Origin of the sequence: Paenibacillus glucanolyticus (assembly GCF_037333485.1) — a bacterium.
Classification (GTDB): domain Bacteria; phylum Bacillota; class Bacilli; order Paenibacillales; family Paenibacillaceae; genus Paenibacillus_AQ; species Paenibacillus_AQ glucanolyticus.
On the sequence record NZ_CP147845.1, the window covers coordinates 5,876,304 to 5,902,336 of the forward strand.

Annotated in this window: 21 protein-coding genes and 1 riboswitch; of the genes, 9 read left to right on the forward strand and 12 right to left on the reverse strand. The window is 50.5% G+C overall.

The genetic code is table 11. From position 1 onward, the window contains the following. Positions 1-159: 159 nt before the first annotated feature. The 4 genes from WDY75_RS27220 (at position 160) to WDY75_RS27235 (ending at position 4,107) form a co-directional block, all read left to right on the forward strand. On the forward strand, positions 160-1,209 hold the full coding sequence (locus WDY75_RS27220) for a serine hydrolase domain-containing protein (protein ID WP_063478518.1): 1,050 nt from the start codon (positions 160-162) through the stop codon (positions 1,207-1,209). A 156-nt stretch (positions 1,210-1,365) separates the two neighbouring features. Further along, the gene (locus WDY75_RS27225) at positions 1,366-1,644 is read left to right on the forward strand and encodes a hypothetical protein (protein ID WP_006208080.1); all 279 of its coding nucleotides are present in this window, start codon (positions 1,366-1,368) and stop codon (positions 1,642-1,644) included. 65 nt (positions 1,645-1,709) lie between these two features. After that, positions 1,710-3,668: a hypothetical protein gene (locus WDY75_RS27230; protein ID WP_063478517.1), complete on the forward strand. Its 1,959-nt coding sequence runs from the start codon at positions 1,710-1,712 to the stop codon at positions 3,666-3,668. A 100-nt stretch (positions 3,669-3,768) separates the two neighbouring features. After that, the gene (locus WDY75_RS27235) at positions 3,769-4,107 is read left to right on the forward strand and encodes a DUF4870 domain-containing protein (protein WP_006208078.1); all 339 of its coding nucleotides are present in this window, start codon (positions 3,769-3,771) and stop codon (positions 4,105-4,107) included. Between the two features lie 856 nt (positions 4,108-4,963). Here WDY75_RS27235 and WDY75_RS27240 read toward each other — a convergent pair. The 6 genes from WDY75_RS27240 to WDY75_RS27265 all read right to left on the reverse strand — a co-directional run bounded on the left by WDY75_RS27240 (position 4,964) and on the right by WDY75_RS27265 (position 10,989). Next, on the reverse strand, positions 4,964-6,328 hold the full coding sequence (locus WDY75_RS27240) for a nucleobase:cation symporter-2 family protein (protein WP_063478516.1): 1,365 nt from the start codon (positions 6,326-6,328) through the stop codon (positions 4,964-4,966). Between the two features lie 38 nt (positions 6,329-6,366). Beyond that, positions 6,367-6,936 (reverse strand): xanthine phosphoribosyltransferase, encoded by a 570-nt coding sequence (locus WDY75_RS27245; protein WP_006208073.1) that lies wholly within the window; start codon positions 6,934-6,936, stop codon positions 6,367-6,369. Positions 6,937-7,078: 142 nt separating this feature from the next. Beyond that, positions 7,079-7,179, reverse strand: a riboswitch (purine riboswitch). Between the two features lie 196 nt (positions 7,180-7,375). Next, positions 7,376-8,473, reverse strand: coding sequence for a metallophosphoesterase (locus tag WDY75_RS27250; RefSeq protein ID WP_197477086.1), 1,098 nt, complete (start codon positions 8,471-8,473; stop codon positions 7,376-7,378). A gap of 126 nt (positions 8,474-8,599) precedes the next feature. Beyond that, positions 8,600-8,905: a hypothetical protein gene (locus WDY75_RS27255; protein WP_370511138.1), complete on the reverse strand. Its 306-nt coding sequence runs from the start codon at positions 8,903-8,905 to the stop codon at positions 8,600-8,602. A 234-nt stretch (positions 8,906-9,139) separates the two neighbouring features. Next, entirely contained in the window at positions 9,140-10,042 is a 903-nt protein-coding gene (locus tag WDY75_RS27260; protein ID WP_063478514.1) for a TrmB family transcriptional regulator, read from the reverse strand. Between the two features lie 95 nt (positions 10,043-10,137). Next, positions 10,138-10,989 (reverse strand): zinc ribbon domain-containing protein, encoded by an 852-nt coding sequence (locus tag WDY75_RS27265; RefSeq protein WP_006208069.1) that lies wholly within the window; start codon positions 10,987-10,989, stop codon positions 10,138-10,140. Between the two features lie 384 nt (positions 10,990-11,373). Here WDY75_RS27265 and WDY75_RS27270 point away from each other — a divergent pair, with 384 nt between their 5' ends. After that, the gene (locus WDY75_RS27270; RefSeq protein ID WP_006208068.1) at positions 11,374-11,742 is read left to right on the forward strand and encodes a hypothetical protein; all 369 of its coding nucleotides are present in this window, start codon (positions 11,374-11,376) and stop codon (positions 11,740-11,742) included. A gap of 168 nt (positions 11,743-11,910) precedes the next feature. On the opposite strand, the gene WDY75_RS27275 is transcribed toward WDY75_RS27270, so the two are convergent. The 3 genes from WDY75_RS27275 to WDY75_RS27285 all read right to left on the reverse strand — a co-directional run bounded on the left by WDY75_RS27275 (position 11,911) and on the right by WDY75_RS27285 (position 16,880). Further along, positions 11,911-12,789 carry a D-alanyl-D-alanine carboxypeptidase family protein gene (locus tag WDY75_RS27275; RefSeq protein ID WP_063479736.1) on the reverse strand — a complete coding sequence of 293 codons (879 nt, stop codon included), beginning with the start codon at positions 12,787-12,789 and terminating at the stop codon, positions 11,911-11,913. A gap of 186 nt (positions 12,790-12,975) precedes the next feature. Then, on the reverse strand, positions 12,976-13,710 hold the full coding sequence (locus WDY75_RS27280; protein ID WP_063478513.1) for a hypothetical protein: 735 nt from the start codon (positions 13,708-13,710) through the stop codon (positions 12,976-12,978). Positions 13,711-13,778: 68 nt separating this feature from the next. After that, positions 13,779-16,880, reverse strand: coding sequence for a DEAD/DEAH box helicase (locus tag WDY75_RS27285; RefSeq protein WP_063478512.1), 3,102 nt, complete (start codon positions 16,878-16,880; stop codon positions 13,779-13,781). A gap of 347 nt (positions 16,881-17,227) precedes the next feature. Here WDY75_RS27285 and WDY75_RS27290 point away from each other — a divergent pair, with 347 nt between their 5' ends. After that, the gene (locus WDY75_RS27290) at positions 17,228-17,443 is read left to right on the forward strand and encodes a hypothetical protein (protein ID WP_063478511.1); all 216 of its coding nucleotides are present in this window, start codon (positions 17,228-17,230) and stop codon (positions 17,441-17,443) included. 923 nt (positions 17,444-18,366) lie between these two features. Here WDY75_RS27290 and WDY75_RS27295 read toward each other — a convergent pair. The 3 genes from WDY75_RS27295 to WDY75_RS27305 all read right to left on the reverse strand — a co-directional run bounded on the left by WDY75_RS27295 (position 18,367) and on the right by WDY75_RS27305 (position 21,523). Next, positions 18,367-19,656, reverse strand: coding sequence for an ABC transporter substrate-binding protein (locus WDY75_RS27295; RefSeq protein ID WP_006208061.1), 1,290 nt, complete (start codon positions 19,654-19,656; stop codon positions 18,367-18,369). Positions 19,657-19,805: 149 nt separating this feature from the next. Further along, a complete protein-coding gene (locus tag WDY75_RS27300; protein ID WP_006208060.1) occupies positions 19,806-20,642 on the reverse strand; it encodes a carbohydrate ABC transporter permease in 837 nt (278 codons plus the stop codon). Further along, positions 20,642-21,523 (reverse strand): carbohydrate ABC transporter permease, encoded by an 882-nt coding sequence (locus tag WDY75_RS27305; protein ID WP_006208059.1) that lies wholly within the window; start codon positions 21,521-21,523, stop codon positions 20,642-20,644. Before WDY75_RS27305 ends, WDY75_RS27300 begins: the two co-directional genes overlap by 1 nt. Positions 21,524-21,687: 164 nt before the next feature. Here WDY75_RS27305 and WDY75_RS27310 point away from each other — a divergent pair, with 164 nt between their 5' ends. From WDY75_RS27310 to WDY75_RS27320, 3 genes are all read left to right on the forward strand, one after another. Next, positions 21,688-23,472, forward strand: a complete 1,785-nt coding sequence (locus WDY75_RS27310; protein WP_006208058.1) for a sensor histidine kinase — start codon at positions 21,688-21,690, stop codon at positions 23,470-23,472. A gap of 1 nt (position 23,473) precedes the next feature. Beyond that, positions 23,474-25,090 carry a response regulator gene (locus tag WDY75_RS27315; RefSeq protein WP_063478510.1) on the forward strand — a complete coding sequence of 539 codons (1,617 nt, stop codon included), beginning with the start codon at positions 23,474-23,476 and terminating at the stop codon, positions 25,088-25,090. A gap of 96 nt (positions 25,091-25,186) precedes the next feature. Continuing rightward, positions 25,187-25,951 carry a hypothetical protein gene (locus WDY75_RS27320; protein WP_063478509.1) on the forward strand — a complete coding sequence of 255 codons (765 nt, stop codon included), beginning with the start codon at positions 25,187-25,189 and terminating at the stop codon, positions 25,949-25,951. Positions 25,952-26,033 lie beyond the last annotated feature (82 nt).

A 26,033-nucleotide genomic window follows, 5' to 3' on the forward strand; every position in this document is an offset into this window, starting at 1 on the left:
CATATTCTTCTGTTTGTTTCATCTTTCCCAAAAAATGTTTTTTTGTACGATGAATTTCATGAATCATCAATTACGCCCGGAATTGGTTAAGATACATTCATACGATCCATAAAGCGCAATCAAATCGCAATAAGATTCCAACATAAGGAGGCCCTTCCTATGGCAGAAACACGCTCTATCCTGCACTCCCCTTATTCTTCCGGCTCCCCGATTCCTAGTGCGGAACCGCAAGACTTGGGGCTCCAGCATGAGATCCTGGATCAGGTCGACAAGATCATCCAGAAACAATATCCGAAAATGCGCAGCTTTCTGCTGCTGCATAGGGGCAAGCTCGTATATGAACGCTATTATGGCGGGCACAGTGTTTCTTCGCTCAATGATCTCAGGTCAGCCACAAAGAGTTTTACATCCATATTATTTGGCATTGCCCTCTCGCGCGGCGAATTGCCCGATCTGAATTCATCCATTAAAGACATCTTCCAGCGGTATATTCCCGAACGCGCTCATCCTCTCCTGCACAAGGTTTCCCTTCATCATTTACTGACTATGACCTCAGGCTTTGCATGGCAAACAGGCAAGAAGCTGGGAGAGCCCCTCATTCACCGCTTCCACCGCAACCGGAAATGGACGAGCTTTGCGCTTTCCCTGCCTGTGGTTGAGCAGGAGATGGGGCTCTTTCAATACCGGAGCACGGATTCACATCTGCTCTCCGTCGCCATTAGCGAGGCCACGGGAATGGATGCTTACGCCTATGCCAGGCAGCATCTATTCGGTCCCCTGGGCATTCACCATGCTGCATGGTCTCCAAGCCCTGAGGGCCACAGCATGGGTCACGTCGGGCTCTATCTCACGTCAAGGGATATGGCCAAATTCGGTTTATGCTGCCTGGACGGAGGACGATGGGAAGGTGAGCGTCTCATTCCGGAATCATGGCTGGAGCAAGCACTTACTCCCCAAGTTAAGGGCTATCCCGCTTTTGGCGATTATGGATTCCAGTGGTGGAACGGCATGCAGAACGGTACGCCCTTTGCACTCGCACATGGCCATGGTGGACAGCAAATCTATCTTTTTCCCAAGTTGGATACGGTCGTTGTATTTACTGCCGATAGCAAGGTCAGCCGCTGGAAGAATCCTCGTGTGCTGCTGGAACGCCATATCCTTGATGCTATCCAATCCAAATCCCCACCATCGTCGGATGACTCTAACTAGTTTGTTAAATTGGGGCGGCATATTTAAAGAAGCGACCATTATTTTCAAGCCTGTATTTGACTTTCATGCACCTTTTAGCGGATAGTACCTTCTCTTTCTGGTTACTTTATGCGATATGAATCATTTCTAAAATCAAGCCTGAGAGGAGCATGCGACATGTCCGGTAAAGACAAAGATCTCCATCCGATTTCAAACGAAGAGGTTGAAGTGGACGGAACGTACACCAATGAATGGGGTCGGGAGGAATATTTGAAGCGCGGCGAGGAGTTCCCGTTTGATCCGCAGAAGGGCTCTACGGAGTGGAGACTGGCTGAATATGATTTTGACAACCATCATCAAGGCAGAACAGACGAACGTCTGGTTCCAAAAGAGAAGGGCCCGGATAAACAGGTGAATGCCGAATCTCCGCTGCGCCATGATGTCGAAGTTGATTAATCCCTTGTATACCGGCAGTGTACAGAGATGGTTCATCAAGTCCTGACCATAAAGGGTGATACCACATGCGAAAATCGAAATGGGTTCTGCTGCTTATCCCCATTATAGCCGTGGGCGCCCTATGGCTTGCAGCTTATATCGGGAAGCCGGAATACGCCTATGTACCGCCTGAACACAAGTTGGAAAATGCACCACAGCTCCAGGCCCAGCAACTGGGCTTCATTCGCCAGTATGATCTCTGGGGCAAAACACTTACGGTTCCCGGTTCTGCCCTTCAGGACCAGGATCCTCGCTTATCCGCGGCTAACGGAGCTATCGAAATAACGAAAGACATGCTTGCTCTGGGGCGCCGCACCCTTTATGAGGAGACCTTTGGTAATGAGGTATTCTTAACCGATATTCTGGGGATTGTTGATGGCCCAATGAAGCTGGGTAAAATCGCCAAGGCTATCGCTGAGCTGAAGGGAAAGGGCACGAACAATTTACAAATCGAGCTTGATCAGGATGTTACAATTGGTGGCAAATCCTTCCGCAAGGGAGATAAGATTGACACTGGCTTTGATGTGGCCAAAGGAGCTTATGCCCCGATCGGTGTCAAAATAAAATATGACAAGGGTAAAGCCCGTATCGGAGTCACCTGCATGGCCTGTCATGCTACCGTCAACCGCGAGACGGGAATGGTGGTGGAAGGCGCACCGAACTCTGATCTAAACTTGGGTTTCATGCTGGCGCTGGCACCTAACAGCTCGGCATATTTTACCCATACGGATGTCACGAAGCTCGTGGATTTTATTAAGAACGAGAACCGTACCGTCATCAATTCCAAAGGAAAACCCGAGGCACTGCCCGATCCAGCAGCACTGGAAAAGGCGGTTGACGACAATCTCATGAAATGGGCACCCGGCAATTTCGATACTACCGTTGATCTTATCAGCGATGTGACCCAAATTCCCGATATGTTCACGAAGGGTGATCATCCGTTCAGCTGGAGCGGCTTCGCTATTGCGGGCCCTTTCAAGGGGCTCAGCACCTTCAGCAACAATGTGCATGCACAGAATACGGATACCTTGAGCCAAAGCGAGATCAGCGAGCCTTTATGGGGGATCGACAAGGAAATCTATGTGGGTACCATTTTGCAAAATGCAGCTCATCGCAAGTTCCGTTACGACCCAAAGAGCGGGCTGAAGCCAACCGAATTCTTCAACCGGCTGGACCCGAATCCCGGCACCCCCGGTGTCAATGAAGTAATCAAGATTCCGAACTTCCCTAAGGTTTCGGCAATTGCGCCCAATGGACTGTACATCAGTTCGCCCGGATTTCATGCCGGGGAGCAGGTTAATGCCATGTCTGCCTATCAGAATACGGTGCGTCCGCCAGACACGGATTCTTCGGCAGCCACCAATGCCAAGACCATCCATCTCGGAGCGGAGGTATTCAAAAAAGCACAGTGCATCTCTTGCCATGCAGGTGATTTTTTCACGAATAACCGGATTCTGCCTGCTGTCGAAATCGGCACTGAGCCTGCAAGGGCCAAAGCCTTCCACACCACGCAAAACGCTTTTGGCGAGGCAGAGTTCTATCCTCCCAACACTCCCGTACCCCTCCCTTCGGATGCGAAGGGGGTCAAGATTCCCCTGGACGGAATCGACCCGAAGCAGATCGAGCTGGGCTTCGGCCATCATCAATCCGGAGGCGGTTATAAGGTCAAGGGGCTGATAGGGCTGCGCTGGTCTGCACCGTATTTGCATGATGGCGGAGTGGCCGTTGGCCCGGAGCTAGGACAAATTGGCGTAGCCGAAAGCGTTATGAAAGGCATTCAGCCGGATCCTTATAACAGCCTGAAGGCCCTGATCGACCGGAAGCTGAGAATGCAGGTCATTGAAGCGAACCGCAAAGATGCACGGCTGAGGGACACCCACATTACGGGTCAGGGTCATGAATATTGGGTGGACGAAAGCAGCGGTTTTACCAAGGAGGAGCAGGATGCTCTCGTGAAGTATCTGCTGCAATTGAAAATGAAATAATATCGGTGCACAACCATCATACTTTGTCCAATCGCTTCATAAGGTAAGTTATAAAGCTTGCCCTACCCAGAACCGGTTTTTAAGACAAGGAGTTGATGAGATGTCCCCTTTCAAATCGTCCACAGGGCTTCCCGAGAATCTGGCCGCAACACTCTGTTATCTTCTGCCCATGGTCGGAGGAATTCTGTTTCTTTCATTAGAAAAAAGAAGCCGTTACGTCATATTCCATGCCCTTCAGTCCCTGCTGGCCTTCGGCATCCTTGCCGTCGCTCACCTGCTGTCGAGCGCGGTGCCCATCATCGGCCTCCTGGCTTCCGCCCTCCTCGCACTGGTTGGCGTGCTGATGTGGCTGGTGCTTATGGCTAACGCCATTCAGGGAAAATGGTTCAAACTGCCCTGGATCGGCAATTTTGCCGAGAAACAAATGCAGCGTATCTGACGTGAGCTGCTCCCATTACGACTGGATACATTATTGCATATGTGAACAACAAAAAAACGGCCTCGCTCCTGCATCTGGAGCGAGGCCGTTTTGGTTGTTCGGGACCGCTGCTGGGAACGCTGTTAGAGAGCAGGCTGAATTCGACCCGTATGCTGGAGCGAAGTTGTTCTTAAGTTCGGGACTTTTTTTAAATTGACCCTCTTAAGGGTGCAGTTCACCCTTTATCCGTGCTAGTGCTATAGGTAAATATGGCGTAACGGACCTAGTAGACGTTATTTTCAAAAAGCGAGCATGTTTTGAGATGTAACGGACCCTGGAAGCGTTATTTGACAACTAACGGTGGGGATCAAGCCCATATGGACACTTTAACGACTACTGTGTCCGTTAGAGTTGAGGAAGTGGCGATATCCTGTAAATAAGGGATATGAGGTCCGTTAGCTAATAGCTCCTGATTCGAGGGGACAGCAACTATCACATTAGTTACTATTCATGCAGCAGCGATCACTTTAGTTACTATGCAAATCAAGCAGCATTCTATTGTGTTAGTTACTTATTACATTCAGATCACAACAATCCATCACATTAGTTACATTCATGCAGACACGGAGCAGCCATAGCCCCCAACCCATCATTCAAAGAAACCCACGGGTCCGCATAACACCGGGTAACGGCCATAACCAAGATAACCGTGAGTAATATTGAAGAGAATCACGGATAGCGACTCGCCGTCGCTATCCATCTGTAATGCCGGTGCAGCGATCCCGTCAGTCCATAATAAAAGGCAGAGCAAGATATGGAATCTTGCTCTGCCTTTTTTTTGAAACCCGAGTTATCCAGCTGCTTACACAGGCACTCCTTATGCGGCATGCCCTTCCGCAGTATCACCTTGCTCTGTACGAGTAGGCTTCGTATAGTTCAACCCGTTAAATATCAGGTTCAGCACGATTGCTGTCAAGCTGCCTGCAACAATGCCGTTATCTGCAAGAATACGGATGCTGTCCGGCAAATTAGCGAAGAGATCCGGTACAGTCGTCACGCCAAGTCCCATACCCACAGAACAAGCAATGATGAACAGGTTCTCATGACGGTTCAAGTCAACCTGATCCCCCAGCATGCGAATACCGGAAGATACAACCATTCCGAACAATGCAACCATGGCCCCACCGAGCACAGAAGGAGGTACCAGTTGAGTCAAAGCCGCAATTTTCGGAACAAACCCGATCAGGATCAGCATACTGCCTGCTACAACAATCACGTCCCGTGTCTTCACGCGACTCATCTGGATCAAACCAACGTTTTGAGAGTAAGTGGTATAAGGGAACGAGTTGAAAATACCACCTACCACAATAGCGATTCCTTCTGCACGGTAACCGCGCGAAAGATCTTTGGAGGTAATATCTCGGTCTACGATTTTGCCAAGCGCCATAAATACGCCCGTGGATTCGGCCACACTGACAATCGCCACGAGAATCATCGTTACGATCGGAACGATCTTAAACTCCGGAGTTCCAAAATAGAATGGCTGCGGAGCACGGAACCATCCCGCTTCACGCAGTGGCGTCAGATCCAGGCCCCCGAACATAGCAGCAGCAATGGTACCGATAATCAGACCAAGGAGGACGGAGATGGAACGCCAGAACCCTTTTGCAAAACGGTTCATAATAATAATGAAAACCAGCACCCCAAAGCCAAGGCTAAGGTTCAGCATACTGCCAAATTCTTCGCCGGCATTCGCACCGCCCCCTAGATCCGTCAAAGCAACAGGTATCAGCGTCAAACCAATGATGGTTACAACAGAGCCTGTAACGACAGGCGGAAACACCTTAATCAGCTTGCCAAACAGACCGGAGAACAGAATTACAAATAAACCGGAAGCAATGATCGCTCCGTAAATAGCCGACATCCCGTGCTGCTGTCCGATAATGATCATCGGACCCACCGCCTGGAAGGCACAGCCCAGCATGACCGGCAAGCCGATGCCGAAATACTTGTTGCCGAACACCTGCAGCAGAGTTGCCACCCCGCATGCAAGCAGGTCGATGGCGATCAAATACGTCAGCTGCTCCGTCGTTAAACCGAGCGCCCCGCCAACGATAAGCGGTACGATAATAGCCCCTGCGTACATTGCCAATACATGCTGCAGACCCAGTGAAAAGGTTTTACCCGGATTCCGATTCTTATCAAAGATCGGATCTTGCACCGCTTGTTTCTGCTGTTCCATGACTTCTTAATTCCTCCCAATAAATTGTTGGCTTGGTTCTATGCGAATGTCACTACACCATCATCAAGTGATGCAATACGTACAAGCGATTCGACCCGGTAACCCGCTTCAGCCAGCAATCGCCCTCCGGGTTGGAACGCTTTTTCGATGACGATACCGATGCCTGCCACTTCAGCTCCCGCCTGCTCAACGATGCGCGCAAGTCCAAATGCCGCCTCGCCATTCGCAAGGAAATCGTCCACGATCAGCACTTTATCGCCTGGCTTGATAAATTTCTTCGCTACCGTAATTTCATTCGTTTCCTGCTTGGTGAAGGAGTACACTTTCTCCACGAATATATCCTCACGGAGCGTCAGCGACTTCTGCTTCCGTGCAAAGATGAGAGGCACTTCCATCTCAAGCGCGGTCATAATGCCGGGTGCGATGCCGGAGGATTCGATGGTCAATACACGCGTCACATTCGCTTCCTTGAACAACCGTGTAAATTCCTTTCCAACCTCTTTCATCAATACCGGATCCATCTGGTGATTCAGGAACGAATCCACCTTCAGTACCTGTCCGCTTAATACAATGCCTTCCTCTTTCACTTTGTTCTGCAGTAATTGCATGATGCTCCCCCTTAAATTTTGTTCACATTCCAAGCAAGAAAAGCCCACTTCCTCCTCTCACCGAAACGCCGGGAAAGAAACAAGTGGGCATAAGCAACAAAAACGCACCGTTAACCAACCGGTCCATTGACCTGGCTTGTCCGCTGCTGCTGCCATAACCCGTAGTCCAATCATTTCCGGTGATCGGGTAGAAACATGCAGGCCTATTCCTGCACCTATACGAGAAAAGTATGATATCCAAATATCTTAGAATGCTTACGTATAAATGTTGAATTTCCGAATGGTTGAATTTCCGAATGAATGAAGTATAACGCATTCCGTATGAAAAAATAAAGTGAAAATTTACGGAAATTAAAAACGTACGCTTCCTGAACTGAAACCTGCAAATGAAAAAGCCACCCCCGGGTGGCTTCCTCAACAGCTTTTCTGCTGCGGTCATTTATTCAAAGGTAACATGGATCTGTACGATCTCGGAACGAGAGCCCAGCCGAATCGGCGGTCCCCAGAATCCATAGCCTGAAGAAACGATGGAATGCATCTGCCCTTTTTGCAGGTACCCCCAATCATTCTCGAACAAGGCCTGGGTAATCAAATGTGCCGGGAAGACTTGCCCGCGATGCGTGTGGCCGGAAACGGTCAGATCAACGCCCTGCTCCTGAGCCTCGCCCAGCGCATTGGGCTGATGATCCAGCAGAAAGACAGGCTTGGACAAGTCCGCACCCTCCATGATCGAGGATAACGCAGCTCGGTCCTGATCCTGTTTGTCACGCCTGCCTACAAGCGTTATGCCCTCCACCGTCTGCTTCTCATCATACAATACGGTCATGCCACTCTGTTCAAGCGCCTCGATCAACTCCGGAATTTCCCCTTCGAAGCGATCATGGTTCCCTAGTGATGCATACACACCGTAAGGTGCCTGGATGCCAGTCAGAATCTGATCAATGCCTTGGTGCAAGTACGCATCCAGATCGTCATCAATAATATCGCCCGGGAATAACACCATATCCGGCTTCAGGTCATTGATTTCCTTCACCATTCGCTCGGCATGGGCCTTGCCTGACAGTACGCCGAAGTGCATGTCGGATGCCATGACGATATTCAGCTGCTGAAGTGCGCCGGCGTCCTTGGCTACGTGAATGTTGTAAGCCCGCACCACTGGACTATATGCATTAAAGGAGCCAAAGCCAATCAGAATGACCATCAACAAAAGCACGATGGAACCAGCAACCTTCTCCATGCCGTCTCTCCGCAAGGCCGTCATTCTCAGCAGCCATAACGTGATATGCATTAACGGTAGCAGAACGATCAACACATAGAATATAGCCATCCAGTAGGAGCCGATAATATTCAGCACCGTAAGGTTACCGAGAAACCGTCCGGATATAAACGATGTCGATACCACGGTCAGCACGGCAATATACATCATTTTGAGCGCAAGGGAGGGGCCGGGTTTCATCCAGCTCCATACGCTTCGCCCGATATAATAAACTAATAAGCCATAAATTATAATCGCTACAATTCCTACAAAAATAAACATCGTCATCCCCTTCCGTAACATCCATTATAACAAGTGGATTTTATAAATCCCAGCGGACGCCGTGGAAGGGGGAATTTCCGATCTATTTAGTTGGGGTACTGATGATGAATGACCCGTATTTTGCAGTTATAGACCTGTTCTTTGTTTAGGGAGCAGCTCATTCAGAAGCGACTTAAGATTGCGATCTTCCGTATACCGCTCTTGACCCAGATCCAGCTCGTTCACCCGGATATACGTATAGGTTTCGGCACTATTCTCCGGTCTAAACAGCAGCTCGTCATGGGGATCAGGCACCACCTGGTATTCCATTTCATGAAACATGTCGAGCAGCTGCTGGCCTGTAGGACTCTTGCCTTTATCAACAAAAATCAATCCCCGCAGCTTCTTAGGCCCTTCCTTGTGTCCGACTGTAAAATGAACGATGCATTCCATGCTCATTCATCCCCCTTCTCTTGGTTGTCGTGGTTGTCGAATAAATCTGTCTCTCTCATGATCTCCTGTCATCTCAACCTTCATTCTAAAACCCATACCGAATCTTAAGCAAATAAACGCCAAGAACCTTCCCGGCGTTCATATCCTAATATGTCTACTTCATTGTATGATAAAAAATGATAGCCATCTGTGAGAAAAGTCACTTCTGGTCAACAGGATATCGCAGCCCAATGCTCAGGCCGTGTTGCGGCTAGCTTCGTCTACGATTTCTGTGGCGTCCGCTTCCAGTTCCTCCAACACATCCGAATGTGTCGAAGTGATGCTCTCCTCCGTGGATTCAAGGTCTGCTTCTGCATTCAGATACTGGCTTTGAATGAGGCCAAAATGATCTCCATAGCGCTCTTCCAGCTGTTCGCCCATATCCTGTTCAAGCTGGAACAAGACCATCTCCTGGGTAAAATGATGCAGCAGCAGCTCTGCCATTACCGGATGCTCCGTGATCACGGCCCCTGTATCATAATCTCCTCCGCGCATGCCGAGTATGCACCATTGCCGGTCTACCACAAACGAAAATTTCCGGCCGCCCCCTCGGCGCTCCGCAAGGCCGTTCCATCCTGACCATGCCAGCGTTCTGGAGAGCCCCTGGTCAGGTCCGTCACAGGCCCACAGAACCTTGACTCCGCGCGCTTCGGCCTCAGCTAGCGGTTCGCGCAGAAGTGCGGCTTCCTCACGCCATACGTCAACTACAATCTCTCGCTGGGCCCGCTTTAATTCCCGGGCTAGAACATCCAGCACGGCTTGGTCGCCTTCCATGCTAAGGAAGGGAGCTGCCGTTCCGCTGCCCCGCGGCAGGCTCTTCTCCACAAAAGCCAGTGATGCTTCCACGCGCCCGGATATCATCCGCGTCAATTCCTCCGGCTTCAGCGAACGGTAACGAACAGGTTCTCCGCTCATACGCTCCAGTGCCCCCTGCCGCTCCAGGCGCTGCATGGCTGCATATACGTTAGAGCGCGAGGCTCCCAGGCGTTTAGCGACCTCATAACCACCCGCAGGCCCATACTCGGCCAGGTCCACCATAATCTTCGATTCAATCTCCGTAAATCCCAAATTGCGCAGATGATGCAGCAATTGTTCCATAATATTAGTCCTCCCATAGATGCTCGAACGCTTGCTCATTCATATATAAAAGTCTTCTCTCGCGCGCAAGGGCATGATTGTCCGATCCCTACATCTTAAATCTGTTCAGCGCCGCAGCGCGGGCACCATTTGGAACCCTTTGGCAGGTCGACACTGCAGATTTGACATTTCACCATATCGCGGGTTTCCTCATCGTCGCCTACATAGTCCTGACTTTGGTTATTCTCCTGCCAGAAGCGTATCCTGCGATCAAGCTCCAGCTGTCTCTCCCGCTCACGCTCAAGCTCCTCCCAGTGACGGCGCTCCTTCTCCTGCTCTTCCTGCTCCAAGCGCAGCTGATCTCCATCTACCTCCGGTTCAGACAACTCGATATCCTCAAGCTCACGTCCACGATCGCGATCATGTTCCGGCTCTGGCTCCGACTCATACGAATCGACCTCGTATGGATCCGGATTCTGACGGTATTCATAGGAATGAAGCTCTTCCCGTTCCTGTTGTTCTTCGGCAGCTGCATATTCATGATCATCAAACAACATGCTCTTGCGCTCCTGCTGCTCTTTAGGTTCTTCCGGAGCCGATTCTTCCGGATTCATCAGATTAGCAAGCTTGTTCCCGCAATAAGGACAGAAATTGGCATCCAGCGCAACGACCCGGCCGCATTCGCAGACACGCTCATTCTTGAGCACCGCAATCCGGTTCCGGATCGCTTCGATTTGTTCCTGCAAACCATCGCAGGTCTGGGCGAGCTCCACCATTTCCTTTTCCGCGATGGTCATATCCTGCAAGCGGTAGCCTTCATAGAAAACTTTACCCATCTGCAAGTAATAGGAACTCCGCTGTTGTTCAATTTCCGCAATTTGGCTGTTCAGTTTATTCACTTCCACCACGTGCTGGGCTTTTTCAGTTGCACGATTGGCACCATCTTTTAGCTTTTGCAAAATATTCATTCATGAATCCTCCTCTTTCGCATATCCCGAGTCTTTCGACAATCGTCGGCTCATTGCCATATCTCTTCATTATGGTTATAAACGATTTGTAGTTAGCCATAAACCGGGCTATCCCATGTTTCTTTGCAGTTCACAGACTGAACCTCAAGCCATCATATGATCTCTTATCGTCCAGTATACTGCCGTCATGGTTATACTATCATACCAAATTCCATGCCTCATGTGAAAAAGGAAGGGCCTTCCAATCCTCTCTCTTGATTCATCCACGTCCTGAACGTGTATATGATTAGAAAAATGCACCGCACCCTAAAGGATACAACTTGCCTCTTAGCCACACCCTATTTCCGTGCAGCGCATGCTGCCGAAGTCTGGAGGGATATTATTATGACAAACGATAAGAAGACCTATTATGTTTCAGTCAATCACAACCTGATCCAGGATGTGCCGAACGATTCGAATGAATATGTTGTATATATGGATGATGAAGAGGTTTCGAAGCTGCGGGGGCTGCTCCATGAGGTCAGCAGCAGTGACCGGTACGCTTTTAAACGCACCTTTGTCCCTTATAAATCAGCAGATCATGATGACGCCGCGGAGGAATACGATGAACGAACGATAAACCTCTATATCTTTCTCCATGAACATGGGGATGAAACCACTCGCAAAACCATCGAGGATATGAACATCATAGGCAAGCTGAAGGATACCGGTTACGATGATCCTGGTTACGAAGACTCGCCACTGAATAAATAGCCGTTAAAATCCACTCAACACGAATGAATCCCGGAGCAGCCGCTCCGGGATTCATTCACGTAACAAGAACATTGCCCGGCCTTCCTCAGGTCCTGTTCTACTTTATAGATTTGCAGGGCGGGGGACAAAGATAAAAAGTCCCGTTTATCCTACGACTATTAGCACAGCTTACAGTTTAATGTTCGCCTCATCGAAGTATTCCTCCAGCGTCAAGCCGCTATCGGCGATGTCAGGCGCCAAGTCCTTGCCAACATAACGAATATGCCACGGCTCGTACACATAGCCCGTAATGTCCTCGGCCCCGTCCGGATATCGGATGATATATCCGAATTCAGGCGCGCGGCGTGCCAGCCATTGGCCTTCCTCCGTATGTCCGAATGCTTCCTCCAGCGCATTGCCTGCGCTTGGACTGGACACATCAATGGTTAGACCCGTTTGATGCTCGCTCGTACCTGGCACTGCGCTAACACGGTTAGCCTCTGCCTCCCCTTTGGTACGAACGTTATTCTCATATATTGTTTTCTGACGGTCATAAGAACGGTATCCTGATACGGCGCGAAGCTCAATACCGTCCGCTTTGGCTGCATCGAACAATTCTTCGAGTGCATCCGCCGCTTCTTTTCTCAGGTTCCGCTTCTCATGCGGCTCATCAAAAGAAAATGGAACATTCGGCTCCACGAGATCACTGGGTTCATAACCATCCGGCAGGCTGCGCTGTTTATTCACAACCACCGTCACGGCCTCCGCATTCGTTACGACTTGCTTGCCATTGCTCTCCTGAATGGTGGCCTGAAGTGCATTCTCGCTGCGCTTCGCCATCACCGGATCTGCTGGCTGATTCTCAGGCGATGTCTCTCCGTCACCCGAGCCGCCTTCAGGAAGCGTATTTCCTTCCTGACCTTCCGCAGGCGATTGCAGCTCCTGCCCCTGCTCCTTGCCGGAACCCGCATCATCCGATTGACACCCCGCCAGAATGGCCCCTGTCAACAGCATCGATGACAGCATCACGCTTGTAAATCGTATTCCTCTTCCCGAAAATGCATTCATCTCTGCTTCTTCCTTTCCCACAGTTTGTCCTGACCTCATTGTACCTTATCGGGAATCAGCGGGACAAACGAGCGGCTGGCGAATCATGGCGGATATACTCCGATTATGTCAGTTATACAGCAGCTTATCGCGTTTTTCGGCGCCATCCTTAGCTAATCCCATCCAAATTTATGATGGATTCCCCAGCTAAGGCAACCTCAAACTGCGGCGCTTCTGCTCGGCTTGCTTGGCCGCCCCGCGGGCGATCAGGCCGAGCGCCTTGGAAGCGCCGCGGACGCCGGGCAGCAAGCTTGTCCAGTCCCCGACTGGGCCAAGCTGATCTGCCGGAGGCGGCGGTGACAGCTGTACCGCCAGCTCGCCAAGCTGAGGGCCGGGCCGGTGCAGCCGGCCCTCGGCCGCGGCTTCGGCCACCCATTCGCCGGGAGAAGGGCCAGACGGCCCCTTCTCCTTCGCGCGCGTGGCCGTGTCTGCGGCAGAGCCGCCTGCCGGCGGGGCTGCTTTGGCCCAGGCAGCGAAGACGCCGGCCAGCAGCGCTTCCCGCGGCAGCCCCAGCAGCGTCAGCTGCTGGAGCGGCTCTGCCGCGATGTGCGACGCTGCGGCAGCCAGCAAGGCCGCAGCGTGCCCGCATGCCGACTGGCCGCAGGTGCAGTCGGCAGCAGCGGCGAGCGCGGCGCCCGGCAATGGCGAAGGTGCCAGCTCATCGAGCCAAGGGGCACCTTTGCCTGCGAGCAGGCGGTACAGTGCCTGCGGGTCTTCCTGAAGATAGGCCAGTACCGCCTCACGGGCAGCAGCGTCCAGCATTTTTACATGAACGCTGACTTCGCAGTCATCTGGTGATTCTTCGGCTCGCTTCACCTTACCCTTGAGCAGCCCCGGTTCGAACACCAGCTCCATCGGTTCGGATGCTCCTATCGGTTCCATAGCCCACACCTCCTGCAGCCCATCCTTATACTTCAACAGGCTGATTATTACGCTCTATTTAATCCAGGTTACATCCAATCCTGCTCCTGCAGCTCAATAAGCTGGCGGAGCTCGCCGTCTGACATTTCCGTCAGCCACGTTTCTCCTGATCCGACAACCTGTTCGGACAATGCCTTCTTCTGTTCAATCAGTTCATCGATGCGTTCCTCCAGCGTTCCTTGAGAAATCAGCTTATGCACCTGCACATTGCGATGCTGACCGATCCGGAATACACGGTCCGTTGCCTGATTCTCGACCGCCGGGTTCCACCATCGATCATAGTGGAGCACATGATTCGCACGGGTCAAATTCAAACCGACACCGCCGGCCTTCAGCGACAGAACAAAAAACTCCGGCCCTTCGCCTGCCTGAAATGCCCGGACCATCTCATCCCGTTCGCGTTTGGGTACCCCTCCATGAAGAAAATACGGTCGTTTCCCGTATTTGCGACCAAGCATGCTGACCAGCAGCTCCCCCATACCAACATACTGGGTAAAAATCAGCGCCGATTCGCCGACATCTGATATGCTGTCGAGAATCTCGAGCATGCGTTCCATCTTGCCGGAGGACTCTGCGCGTACCGCGCGGCCTTCATCCCGTCGAAGCAGCTGCGGATGATCACATATCTGCTTCAGCTTGGTAAGGGATGAGAGCACAAGCCCCTTGCGGGCCATGCCCGTCCGGCTCTCGATCTGCCCCATCATGTCATCGACGACCGCTTGATACATCGCACCCTGAACCTCGGTCAGCGGACAATATGATTTCAATTCGAGCTTCTCCGGCAGATCCTTGCGAATATCCGGATCACTTTTCAGTCTGCGCAGCATAAATGGAGAAACGAGTTTGTGAAGTTCACGGAATTTCTCCTGCTGTCCCTCGCCCGGCGCATAGCGCTGACGAAAGTTGTTAAACGATCCCAAATACCCCGGATTGAGAAAATGGAATATGGACCACAGTTCGGCCAACCGATTTTCCACCGGCGTTCCCGTCATCGCTATGCGATGAGGTGCAGACAATTTCATGACACTCTGTGCCTGCTTCGTACGATAATTCTTAATATATTGAGCTTCATCAAGCACCACACTCGACCACTGGATTGCGGATAAATCACTGCCGTCCCGGCCCGCCAAATGATACGTGGTCAGCACGACATCATGATCAGTTGCCTCCTTCAGGAAGTCTTCCCCGCGCAGACGGCGGACGCCATGGTGCACATGCAAGGTGAGACCGGGGGCGAACCGCTGAATTTCCCGCTGCCAATTGCCCAAGAGCGAAGTCGGACATATGATCAGCACCGGACCGCCTGCGGATTCGGTTTGAAGACGCTCGAGCAGGCAGGTAATGACCTGAACCGTTTTTCCAAGTCCCATATCATCCGCGAGGCAAACCCCGAATCCCAAATCGCGCATCACGCTAAGCCACTGATACCCCCGCTCCTGATACGGTCTTAATTCCCCGTGCAGCGAGGAAGGAATCGGCCGGGAAGGCAGCTTGCGAACCGTATCTCCATCCAACAAGGATGAGAGCAGTCCTGTCGTCTCCACTTCCTCGATGAACAAGCCCTTCCACAGGCGTTCCCCATCCATATCTGCGCTAAGATGCATCCATTCTGCAAGCTCCATCTCGCTCTTCTCATGGCGTTTCATGAAGCGTAACACCTGATGGATTTCCTTCAGATCGACCTCGACCCATTCACCGCGAAACTCCACATAAGGCAGATTCTGTTCGGCAAGAGACTTCAATTCTTCCCGTGTGAGGGATTGACCTCCCATCGCCGCCGATATCTGAAAGCTGACCAGATGTTCCATGCCCAGCACAGGCAGGGGATGCGCTTCACCAGGCAGCCTGGCCTCGGGCATCATTTTGAGAGATAAGCCGACGCGGCGCCGGCCTTCCCGGCTCCAGCGAGATGGCATTTGAACCGTGATACCGCTTGCCGTTAGCTTGGGAACCGACTCCTTCATAAACGTGGACAAGCGCTCGAGCGTTAGTGTTACGCTATCCGGAGCGCGTCCATACAAGCCTTCGGCCAGCTCAGGCGCCAGCTCTGCGGCTTCTCCCAGCTTCATTAACAGCTGGAGCTGAATCGAAGTATACATACGGCCGCGGATCACTTGATCCGGCTCCGGGTTCCCCCAGATGCTGCGAACAGGCATTAATAAACCTTCATCCTCCTGGCTGCGTACCCAGAAGGAAACCTTCCAGTCCTTCCGGCTGTCTTCGAGCGGCGGCTCGAGCCGGAGTCCAAGCGCGAACGTTCCGTTCTCGGGAGGCTGATCCTCCCCTGTAGGGTAAGGGAACACCGTTCCCCCAACACGTTCCACTGCTTCCTCCAGTTCACTGACTTCCTCCGCCGTGCCTTGAATGGGAATATCCCGGCTGACCGTCAGCAGACCGTTCCACCACAGCTCAGCCAGTGGAGATTGTCCCCGCCGGTAGTTCGCCAGATAGGTCCGCAGCTTATCCTCCGAATCCTGGACAGCGACTCTGGCCTGGCTGTCGATGATTCCGCACAGGAAGGAATACAGCACAATGGCCCCTGCTTCCTCCCGGGTAGATGGATCGCTCCCGGCAAGAGCAGCTGGCGTCCCAATCCCGATGGGCGGAATATTCGCCGCAAGCAACAAAAAGCGCGAAGTATCCTCCGCAGACAGCTGCGGCTTCCATACCGCTTTTATATTCTGCATCGTTGTCCGGCGCCTTCCTGCTGAAGGCACCTCCGCTGTACCCGGTGCAAACTTCCCTTGCAGGAGCAGCTCCAATGCAAACCTGCTGGCTTGTACCCAATACTCCATCTCTTCACCGATAGTCAGGCCCTGAGCCTGATAGTACTCGGTGTCCAGTGAGAGAAGCATCTGAAATGCGTCTCCCGGTGTGAGTGCGAGCCCTTCCATTGTCCGTCCGCCAAGCGTCTTCCGTTCCGGACGCCGCGTGCTTTTCGATCCGAGGACTTTGGACGGATATCTGAGCTCGGCAAGCCGGAGGGAAGCGTTAGCAAAGGGACGGGTTCCATCCGGTCTGTGAAAGGTACGGACCACGCGGCTCCATGCATCCACTCTGGGCTCCGAAGTCTCACCGGAAAAACAAAAGAATACGTCACCTAACCATACGCCATAGAGCGGTTGATTCATCGTTGTCTCCCGTCTTTTCCTGCTTTATAGATATTATTACTATCTTATACGATAGCTGCATAATTTCAAAACGATCAGGAATTTTACTTACTCTAAAATAACATCATCCTTTATCATACCATGTATTGGCTATTGCGTTGTGATCTATGTATTGCAGAATTCTTCTATTATATAGGTTCAGGAAATATCCTAATTATATAAGTTTGTGAAAAATCCGCCTTCTTATACAATACAGATACCCTCATCATCAAAAGGCAGAATTTCGAATCGCGGGTAATTTTATGCGACCCCTTTTGCCTGACACTCGTATGTAGATCATACTTTTTCAATTTTGGGAGGTTATTCATATGAGCAGTGTTGCTGGTGTCGGCATATTCGGTATCGGAGCTATGCTGGTAATGTTATTATTCTTCGTTCTTCACATTGTCATCTGCGTATGGGGTTACAACGATGCCCGGCGGAAAGGCCGCAGCCCGGAGTTTGTGCTCCTGGTTGTGCTCGGATTACTGTTCTTCCCCGTTGTTGGTTTAATTATTTATTTACTGATTCGAAATCATTATTAACAATGCCACTTGATGACTTGGTTGGTGATAGCTCCCCGCGCTTCCACCCTACCTGATCTGGCCCTGCTCATTGGCTGTTAAGCTCTCAGATAGACGTAAGCTGCAACGGACCAAGAAGACGTTAATTCGTGAATAATGGCTCTCGTGAAATTCTAGCGGACCTAAGCGACGTTATTCCGGGTAAAAAGCGGCGTTTGAAGAGGAAAACAACACATTAACAGCTACTGAGTCCGTTAGAACTGAAAAAAAGCCCAAAAGGGTGAAATAACGGCTAGGTGGTCCGTTAGCGTGGAAACAAACCAAAGGGATGGAATAAGCCCTGCTAGATATCACCGTAGTGTGGAAGCACACCAAGGTGATGGAATATGCCCTGCTAGATAGCACCGTAGCGTGGAAACAAACCAAAGGGATGGAATAAGCCCGGCTAGATAGCACCGTAGCGTGGAAGCAAACCAAGGTGATGGAATATGCCCTGCTAGATAGCACCGTAGCGTGGAAGCACACCATGGTGATGGAATATTCTTAGCTTGATCGCCCCTAAAAGTGGAAACAAGCAAAGCGATGGATTAACCCACCAGATAGTCCGTTAGTGTAGACTGCTTTTTAACTTCCACTACTGCGCACGCATGATCCTCTGCCAGTCAGTCAATGCGAGAGTCTTCATTCTTAATCAGATGCTGCTCGCTCGAATGAAACTTGATTACACATGCCATTGTGCTCAATAACCGAGCCCCGGGCTCAGGAATAGCCCCATTGTTACTCTAATTTTCATTCCCTCATATGCCGCTATTGGTGCAATCTTGTCCTTGACTCGTTTATTTTAGTTTTCTTCGCATCCAAAAACCAAAAAAGCGTTGCAGGGCTGAGCCCTGCAACGCCTTTTCAATGGATTTAACCCTCAATGACCAAGGTCATCGTCATTATTACTTCGCTTTCAGGCTTTCCCACGATTTCTGAATGCCTTCAAACAATTGATTCTTGTCCACATTGCCGGCTACGTATCCTTGCATCTGGCTTCCGAACTCATTCATGCCGCCATCCGGGAATTTATTGAACTCCCAGCTGAGTGCTTTGTTCTCTTGGCTGTATTTCATCACATCGTTACCCAGGTCGCCAAGCGTCTCGCTGTTCGCTTCAATGCTTGTCAGTGCCGGAATGAATTTAAATTCTTCCGTAATGTAACGTTTACCTGTCTCGGAAGTCACGAGCCAGTTCAAGAATTCTTTGGCTTCATCCTTCACTTTGGACTTATTGTTCACTACCCAGTTGTTCGGCACGCCGATTGGGAGTTTATCGTTCTCTTCCGCATTATCGTTGATTGGCATTGGCAGAAGGCCAATGTTCAGATCCGGGTTGATTCCGTCGATTTGCACTTGCGTCCAGTTCCCGTTCTGCGTCATCGCTGCTTCGCCACTGGCAAAGGTTGTGATCTCTGTATTGTAGTCCGTTGTCAACGGGTTCTTCTGCCCATATTGAATCGTCAGGTCGAACAGACGCATCCATTCGTCAAATTTCGCGTTGCCTACCAGCTTCTCCGTACCTTCATTCAATCCTTTAACAAAAGCATTAGGATCTGGCTGATGCGCAAACGGAATGTTCAGCAAGTGGTTTGCCAAGATCCATGTTTCCTGGTAACCATTGGCGAATGGAGTAATGCCAGCCGCTTGCAGTTTTTTAGCCGCTTCCTCAAGCTCGGTAATGGTCTTAGGAAGCTCGGTGATTCCTGCTTTTTCAAACAGATCTTTGTTGTAGATGAACCCGTAACCCTCGATGGTCATGGGTTGACCGTACAATTTGCCGTCTTTGGTCATCGGCTCTTTAGCCACGTCAACAACGTCTTTCACCCACGGTTGATCCGACAAGTCTTCCACGTTCTCGAACCAAGTCTCAAGATCGCGATATCCGCCTACGTTGAAAATGTCCGGCTCATCGCCAGAAGCGAATTTGGCCTTCAGTGCTGCACCATAGTCGGAGCCGCCGCCAACCGTTTGAATGTCCAGCTTGATGCCGGGATGCTCTTTCTCATACTCGGCCTTCAGCTTGTTCAGAGCCTCGGCTATTTCTACTTTGAATTGGAAGATCTTAATCGTTTTTGTTCCACCCTCAGTTCCGCCTTCAGCGCCTTGATTCTCCTCTTTGTTGCCTCCGCACGCTGCAAGAAGCGTGGAGAAAGCCAGAACCATGACCAGGAGCAGCTTACTGTATTTCTTCATTGGTGAATCCTCCCTTTTGTCTTCTCTAATCAATTGGTTTACATCGCTTGATGATAGCGTTTACTTTTTCAGTATAATCAACCTTTTTTCGTAAGATCAGGTATTATATTGATCTATCAGGGGGAAGGAATTGACCGATTGACTCCCGCTTATCCCTTCACCGCTCCCTGCGTGATTCCCTCAATGATGTATTTCTGCATAGCCAGGAAGAAGATAATGACCGGCATGATCCCCAGCACAAGCGCCGGAAGCGCCAAATCCCACTGCTTTGTATATTGCCCAAAAAATGCGAAAGTAGCAATCGGAATGGTCCGGAGCTCCGCGGACTGCAGAATCAGGGATGGAAGCAGGTAGTCATTCCAAATCCACAAGGTATTCAGAATGATGACTGTAACAAACATCGGTTTCATCAACGGAAACACAACCCGGAAGAATACCCCATAGCCGCTCGCTCCATCCACCGTTGCGGCTTCTTCAATCTCTACGGGGATCGACTTCACAAATCCATGGAACAGGAAGACACTCAGCGGGACCCCGAATCCAAGGTAACAGATAATCAAGCCGTACAAGCTGTTATTAATGCCGAGCGTAGCCGTCACTTTCACGAGCGGGATCATGATCGACTGGAATGGAATAACCATGGCTGCAACAAACAAGGCAAACATGAGCTGATTAAAACGCGTGTTGCGGCGCACCATTTGATACGCAGTCATCGCGCTTAACATCGCCAGCAGCAGGTTGCTTACAACCGTAACGACCAGCGAGTTCCAGAAGGCCAGCGGAAAGTTAGTAATGTTCCATGCCCGTGAATAGTTACTCCATTCAAACGCGGTCGGAAGACCCGCGGAATCCGTCAACAACTCGCCAAAGGTTTTGACGGAGTTCACAAACAGGAAGTAGAACGGGACCAGGAAGAGCAGTGCCACGATGATCATAATGATCTCGGTGGCCAAGGTGTTCAGCCGGTATTTTTTCATAGTCTCCATTAAGCCTCAACCTCCTTGCTCTTGGTGAATCGAACCTGCAGACTCGTGATGATGGCAACCACGATGAAGAAGATGACCGCCTTCGCCGTTCCGAGTCCGAGACGGTTATTCGTGTATGCCTCGTTGTAAATATTCATGGCCACCGACTCCGTAGAGCCAAACGGTCCGCCCTTCGTTAGGGAAAGGTTCAGGTCAAACATCTTGAATGACCAGGAAATCGCCAGGAACAAACATACGGTAACAGCTGGCATCACCAGTGGTATAATGATCGATCGCAGCACTTGTCCTCTGCTTGCGCCATCAATCTCGGCAGCCTCCAGAATATCCTTGGGCACGTTGTTGAGCGAGGAAATGTAGATAACCATCAGATAGCCCGCCGTCTGCCATACGAAAACGATTACAATTGCCCAGAACGCAGTTCCTTTTGTTCCGAGCCATGGCAGGTTGAAGAATCCAAGATTCGTGGCATTACCGATAGCGGCAAACCCTTTTACAAAAATAAACTGCCAGATGAAACCAAGCAGCAAGCCGCCGATTACGTTAGGCATAAAGAAAATCGTCCGCAGCACATTCCGTGTCTTTAGCGGTTTGGTCAGGAAATACGCAAGTAAAAATCCGAGCAGATTCGTAAGGATGACACCCAGCACCGTAAATCGGGTAGTGAACCAGAAGGCATCACGGAATTTATCATCATTGGTAAAAATGGTAACAAAGTTATCAAAGCCGACCCAGTCGATTTTGCTTGACACGCCATTCCAGTTCGTGAAGGAATAATAAAGCCCCAGCAGGAATGGAATGATCATGATCAGGATGAAAAAAATAGTGGAGGGTCCCACGAAAAGAAACTGCTGAAGCAGCGCCGAAGATTTTTTTCGATTCATCCCTTGATCTCCCCTTTTCGTTAAGTTTGTTGTATGATGTATAGCCATTATGCGGTAACCTGTTAACAATAAACACGGAGAATCATGAACCGTTAGGTGTAAAATATTGACCATACGCGCTTATGCCCATTCGATCATATTCGATAATCCAGAGGTGATCCATCATGAAATATCGCAGCATCCAGACCCGTCTTATCCAGTTCATGCTTGCAGTCACAACCATTCCCCTCCTGCTGTCGCTCTTCATCACGTTTACGCATACACGTGAATCAGTGAAGGAACAGACTGTGAATGAAAATGTTCGGCTGATTTATCAAGGAGCTACCAACCTGATGAACTATTTACGCGGCATTGACCGGGCATCGCTCTCTGTATATTCCGATCCCCATTTTCTGCGCAACCTTGCCCTAGACCCCGATAATTACCGGGTAATTGCCGAGCTGTACGCAACCTTGCAGGCTATCCAAACCGGCACACAGGACGTCCATCAGATTTACCTTCATAACGATTTGACGGGACAGTCCACCCAAATATCAAGCAACCTGCCTCGCAGGGAATTTCGGCAGGCTCCTTACCGCACCATAGAGCAATTTGGTCAGGGCAATACCGCCATCGAGCCTGTACATCAGGTGCACAGTTACGGGTTTCCGCCGCGGCCCGCGGATATCCTGGATTTTGAGGTCATCACCTTCTATCGATCCATAACCAACGTGCCGTCACCCGACCAATATGCCCTCATGGCCATTGATGTGAAACTTGACAGTATTTTGGCCATTTGCGATCAACTGTATGCTAAAGAAGAAGAACAGTTATACTTGATTGATGACAATGGCAGCATCATATATAGTCCGGATCCGGCACAAAGAGGCCAATATTTGAACGATCCGGAGCTGATGAATGTAATCGCTCAAGCGGACAAGGGATATTATGACGGCAACGATGCGATGATCATTTATGAAAAGCTTGATCTGCCTTATGCTCCCTGGACACTGGTGAAGCAGATTCCACACCAGACCCTGTATAAGAACTCAACGGAATTAACAAGCATCAACGCGATTATTGCAATATTCGCGCTATTGATTGTCATATTCGGTACGTTATGGATTTCTATTCGAATTACCAAGCCCATCAAGCAGCTCACAAGTTATATGAATCAAGTAAAAACAGGGCGGCTTGACGTGAATATCGATGTGACAAGCCCGGATGAGATCGGTGTTCTCTCCCGCCGCTTCCGGAACATGATGGATACTATCAACAACCTGATCCTTCGTGAATACAGACTGGAGATCGCCAATAAAACCAATCAGCTGAAAGCACTGCAGGCCCAGATTGATCCGCATTTTCTCTATAATTCGCTTCAATCCATCGGCACCTTGGCACTGCAGCATAATGTACCGCGAATTTATTCCCTGCTCTCTTCGCTGGCGAACATCATGCGTTATAACATGCGCAACAGCGAAGCCAAAGTAACATTGCAGGATGAAATCAATCATGTACGGCTCTATCTCGAGCTGCAGAAGCAGCGGTTCCGGGATCAACTGGAAGTCATATGGGAGCTTGATCCGGAGAGCCTTACAGCTCCGGTTCCGAAAATGATCCTGCAGCCGATTGTGGAGAATTATTTCAAACACGGCATGAATACCCATGCCGGGGTCGGCCTCGTATCGATTTCTTCCCGTATATCCGAGGATAGCCGCTTAATCGTTGTGATCGAAAATAACGGTTCCTCGATCGATGAGGAAGAGCTTGCCTTGATTCGGAGCAAACTCGCCGCCGCTTACGATCACTATGATCGTAACGACAACGGGAACGATTCTATCGGGCTGTTGAATGTGTTGATGCGATTGAATCTCTACACCAACAACAATGCTGAATTAATAATAGAGAACGCGTTGCCACACGGCGTCATTGTTACGCTCAATATCAACGCATGGGAGAGTGAACAGTAGAATGAGAGTATTGATTGTAGATGACGAGCAGCATGTACGGGAAGCGATCGGGCTTCTGGCTGACTGGGAGCGGCATGGTATAACCGAAATCGATCAGGCCGCTGACGGCGAGGAAGCCGTGAGATTAATTGAGGAGACCAGCCCGCAAATTGTTATGACCGACATGCGAATGCCCCGTAAAAACGGACTGGAACTTCTGACCTGGCTGCATAGCACCAAACCGGACATCAAGGTGCTTGTCATTAGCGGTTATGACGATTTTGAATATGTACGACATACGATTCGCTCCGGAGGCATTGACTATATCCTGAAGCCCGTGGAGCCGGACAGCTTGAACGAGGCGTTAAGCAAAGCGGTGCATACCTGGCAGCTAGAGGAAGAGAAACGGCAGCGCATCACCACTCAAAATATTGAAATGAATCAGATGACCCCGTTCTATATGGACCGCCTGCTTTCGGATCTCGTGAGCGGATACGGGAACAGGGAAAGCGTCGTCTCCCAATTACGGAACCGGATTAGGCTGCCCGAGGCCGGTACTGTATGCAATGTAGCGGTGCTCAGCGATGTTCAATTTGACGAAGCCTTGCTGTCGAAATTTCGCAACAGGCGGCACCTGCTCTCTTTCACGCTTATCAATATCTGCAATGAGCTTCTGAAGGATCAGGGGGTTGCCTTCAGACACAGCGATAAGCCCGGCGAAATCATCCTGCTCTGCTGGCATCCGAGGCTTCCCTTCAACGACCTGCTGGGGAGGATTAATGACGGCTTTTTCTCTACCCTTCGCAGGCGCTGCCATTTCGGTGCGGCGGAAGCAAGCGCCTTTCCCAATGATCTCCCGAAGGCTTATCAAAATGCCGTCCAAGCCTTGTTCAGCCGCAATCTGCTGACGGGAACATGCCGAATACACCGTGAACGCGCCGTCGACAGCGAAGGCTCACGGACGCTGCGGCTCTCTTCCTATGAGGAGAAGTTCAAGCTGGCCGCTCTTAGCGGAAGCAAGGAACGCATGGAAGCTGCCACGGAGGAATGGCTGCAGGATGTACGCGATCGGGATCTTGTATCCCCGGAGCATCTGCTCCGGTGGAATTCGGAATGGGACTGGATACAGTATCACTGGACAGAGAGTGAGGTGAAAAGCACGCAGGAGCCTATCGAAGACGCTGAAATCTCGCAGGATCTTCCATCCGCTCTGCCCTTTAGCGAGGAAGGAATGATCTGCTGGGATCGCTGGCGTGAACAGATCAGCGGCAGGCTGCATGCGGCATCCAGGGTGCTTACCCAGATCCATTCAAAGGATAACCATATCATCCATGACATCGCCCACTATCTGGAGCATCACTATCACGAGGAGATCTCGCTGCAGCAAATCGCGGGGAGATTCTTTCTGAGCAGGGAATACATTTCGCGCAAATTCAAACAGGAATTTGGCGTAACGCTATCCGATTTTCTCGGTCGGATTCGCATCAACAAAGCCAAGACGCTGCTGCTTAACCCCCAAATCCGGATTGCTCAAATCGCGGAGATGGTCGGTTATCAGGATGAGAAATATTTCAGTAAAGTGTTTAAAAAAATGGAAGGCTTCACGCCGAACGAATACCGTAAGAAGCATATGAATTAACGAGTTGCCTGCTGCCTCTCTCGGGAGGCACTGGCTCGATATCGATTCTTTTGGGTATATTCTATATATTCCAGACTGATACCAGGAGGAGATCGTATGTACCGCAACAATCCATACCGCTGGTGGAATCTTCTGTTTTTTGCCGGGGTTATCACCGTGAATGTGTTATCGGGAATTCTGCCGCTTGGCGGCAGAACAACCGGGGAAATATCGGATATGTATTATACGGCGATCACTCCCGCGGGTTATGCCTTTACGATATGGTCCGTCATCTATGTGCTGCTGCTCTTTTTTGTCATCTACCAGCTGCGCCGTGATACCGGAACCCGGGATACTGTCAGATCCATCGGACCATGGTTTATACTAAGCTGCGTCTTCAATATGGCATGGCTGGTATTGTGGCATTATCTGTATATCGAGTGGTCTGTCATTGTGATGTTATTGCTGCTGTTAACCTTATGGGTACTCTATGTCCGCACGCACTCCATAAGCTATCCAGCAACAGGGGAGAAGCTGTTTCTCCAATTACCGTTCAGCCTTTATATCGGATGGGTGTGTCCTGCCTTTATCGTGAATATTGCAATCGTGATTCAGAAGAATGGCTGGAGCTTTCTGGGTCTGAATGAGACCCCCTTGGGGATTGTCCTGCTCTGTATCGGGGCTCTGCTCGCCATTCTCATCGGCCTCCGTTACCGTGACAGTATCGTACCGATGGTCTTTACGTGGGCATATATCGCCATCGCTGCCGAGCATCGGGAGACGGACGCCATCTTGATGACAGCCTTTATCCTTTCTGTTGTCTTGTTCGTATATGCCGTATGGCTCTTCTTTACACGAAACCGGAGAAGGTCACGGTATTAAGTGAACCCCCCTCGCTAAGCAGTTAAAGCGTCTTGCTACCAATAAATCGAGGGGAAGTGTCATAACTTGGGTTGAATTGATC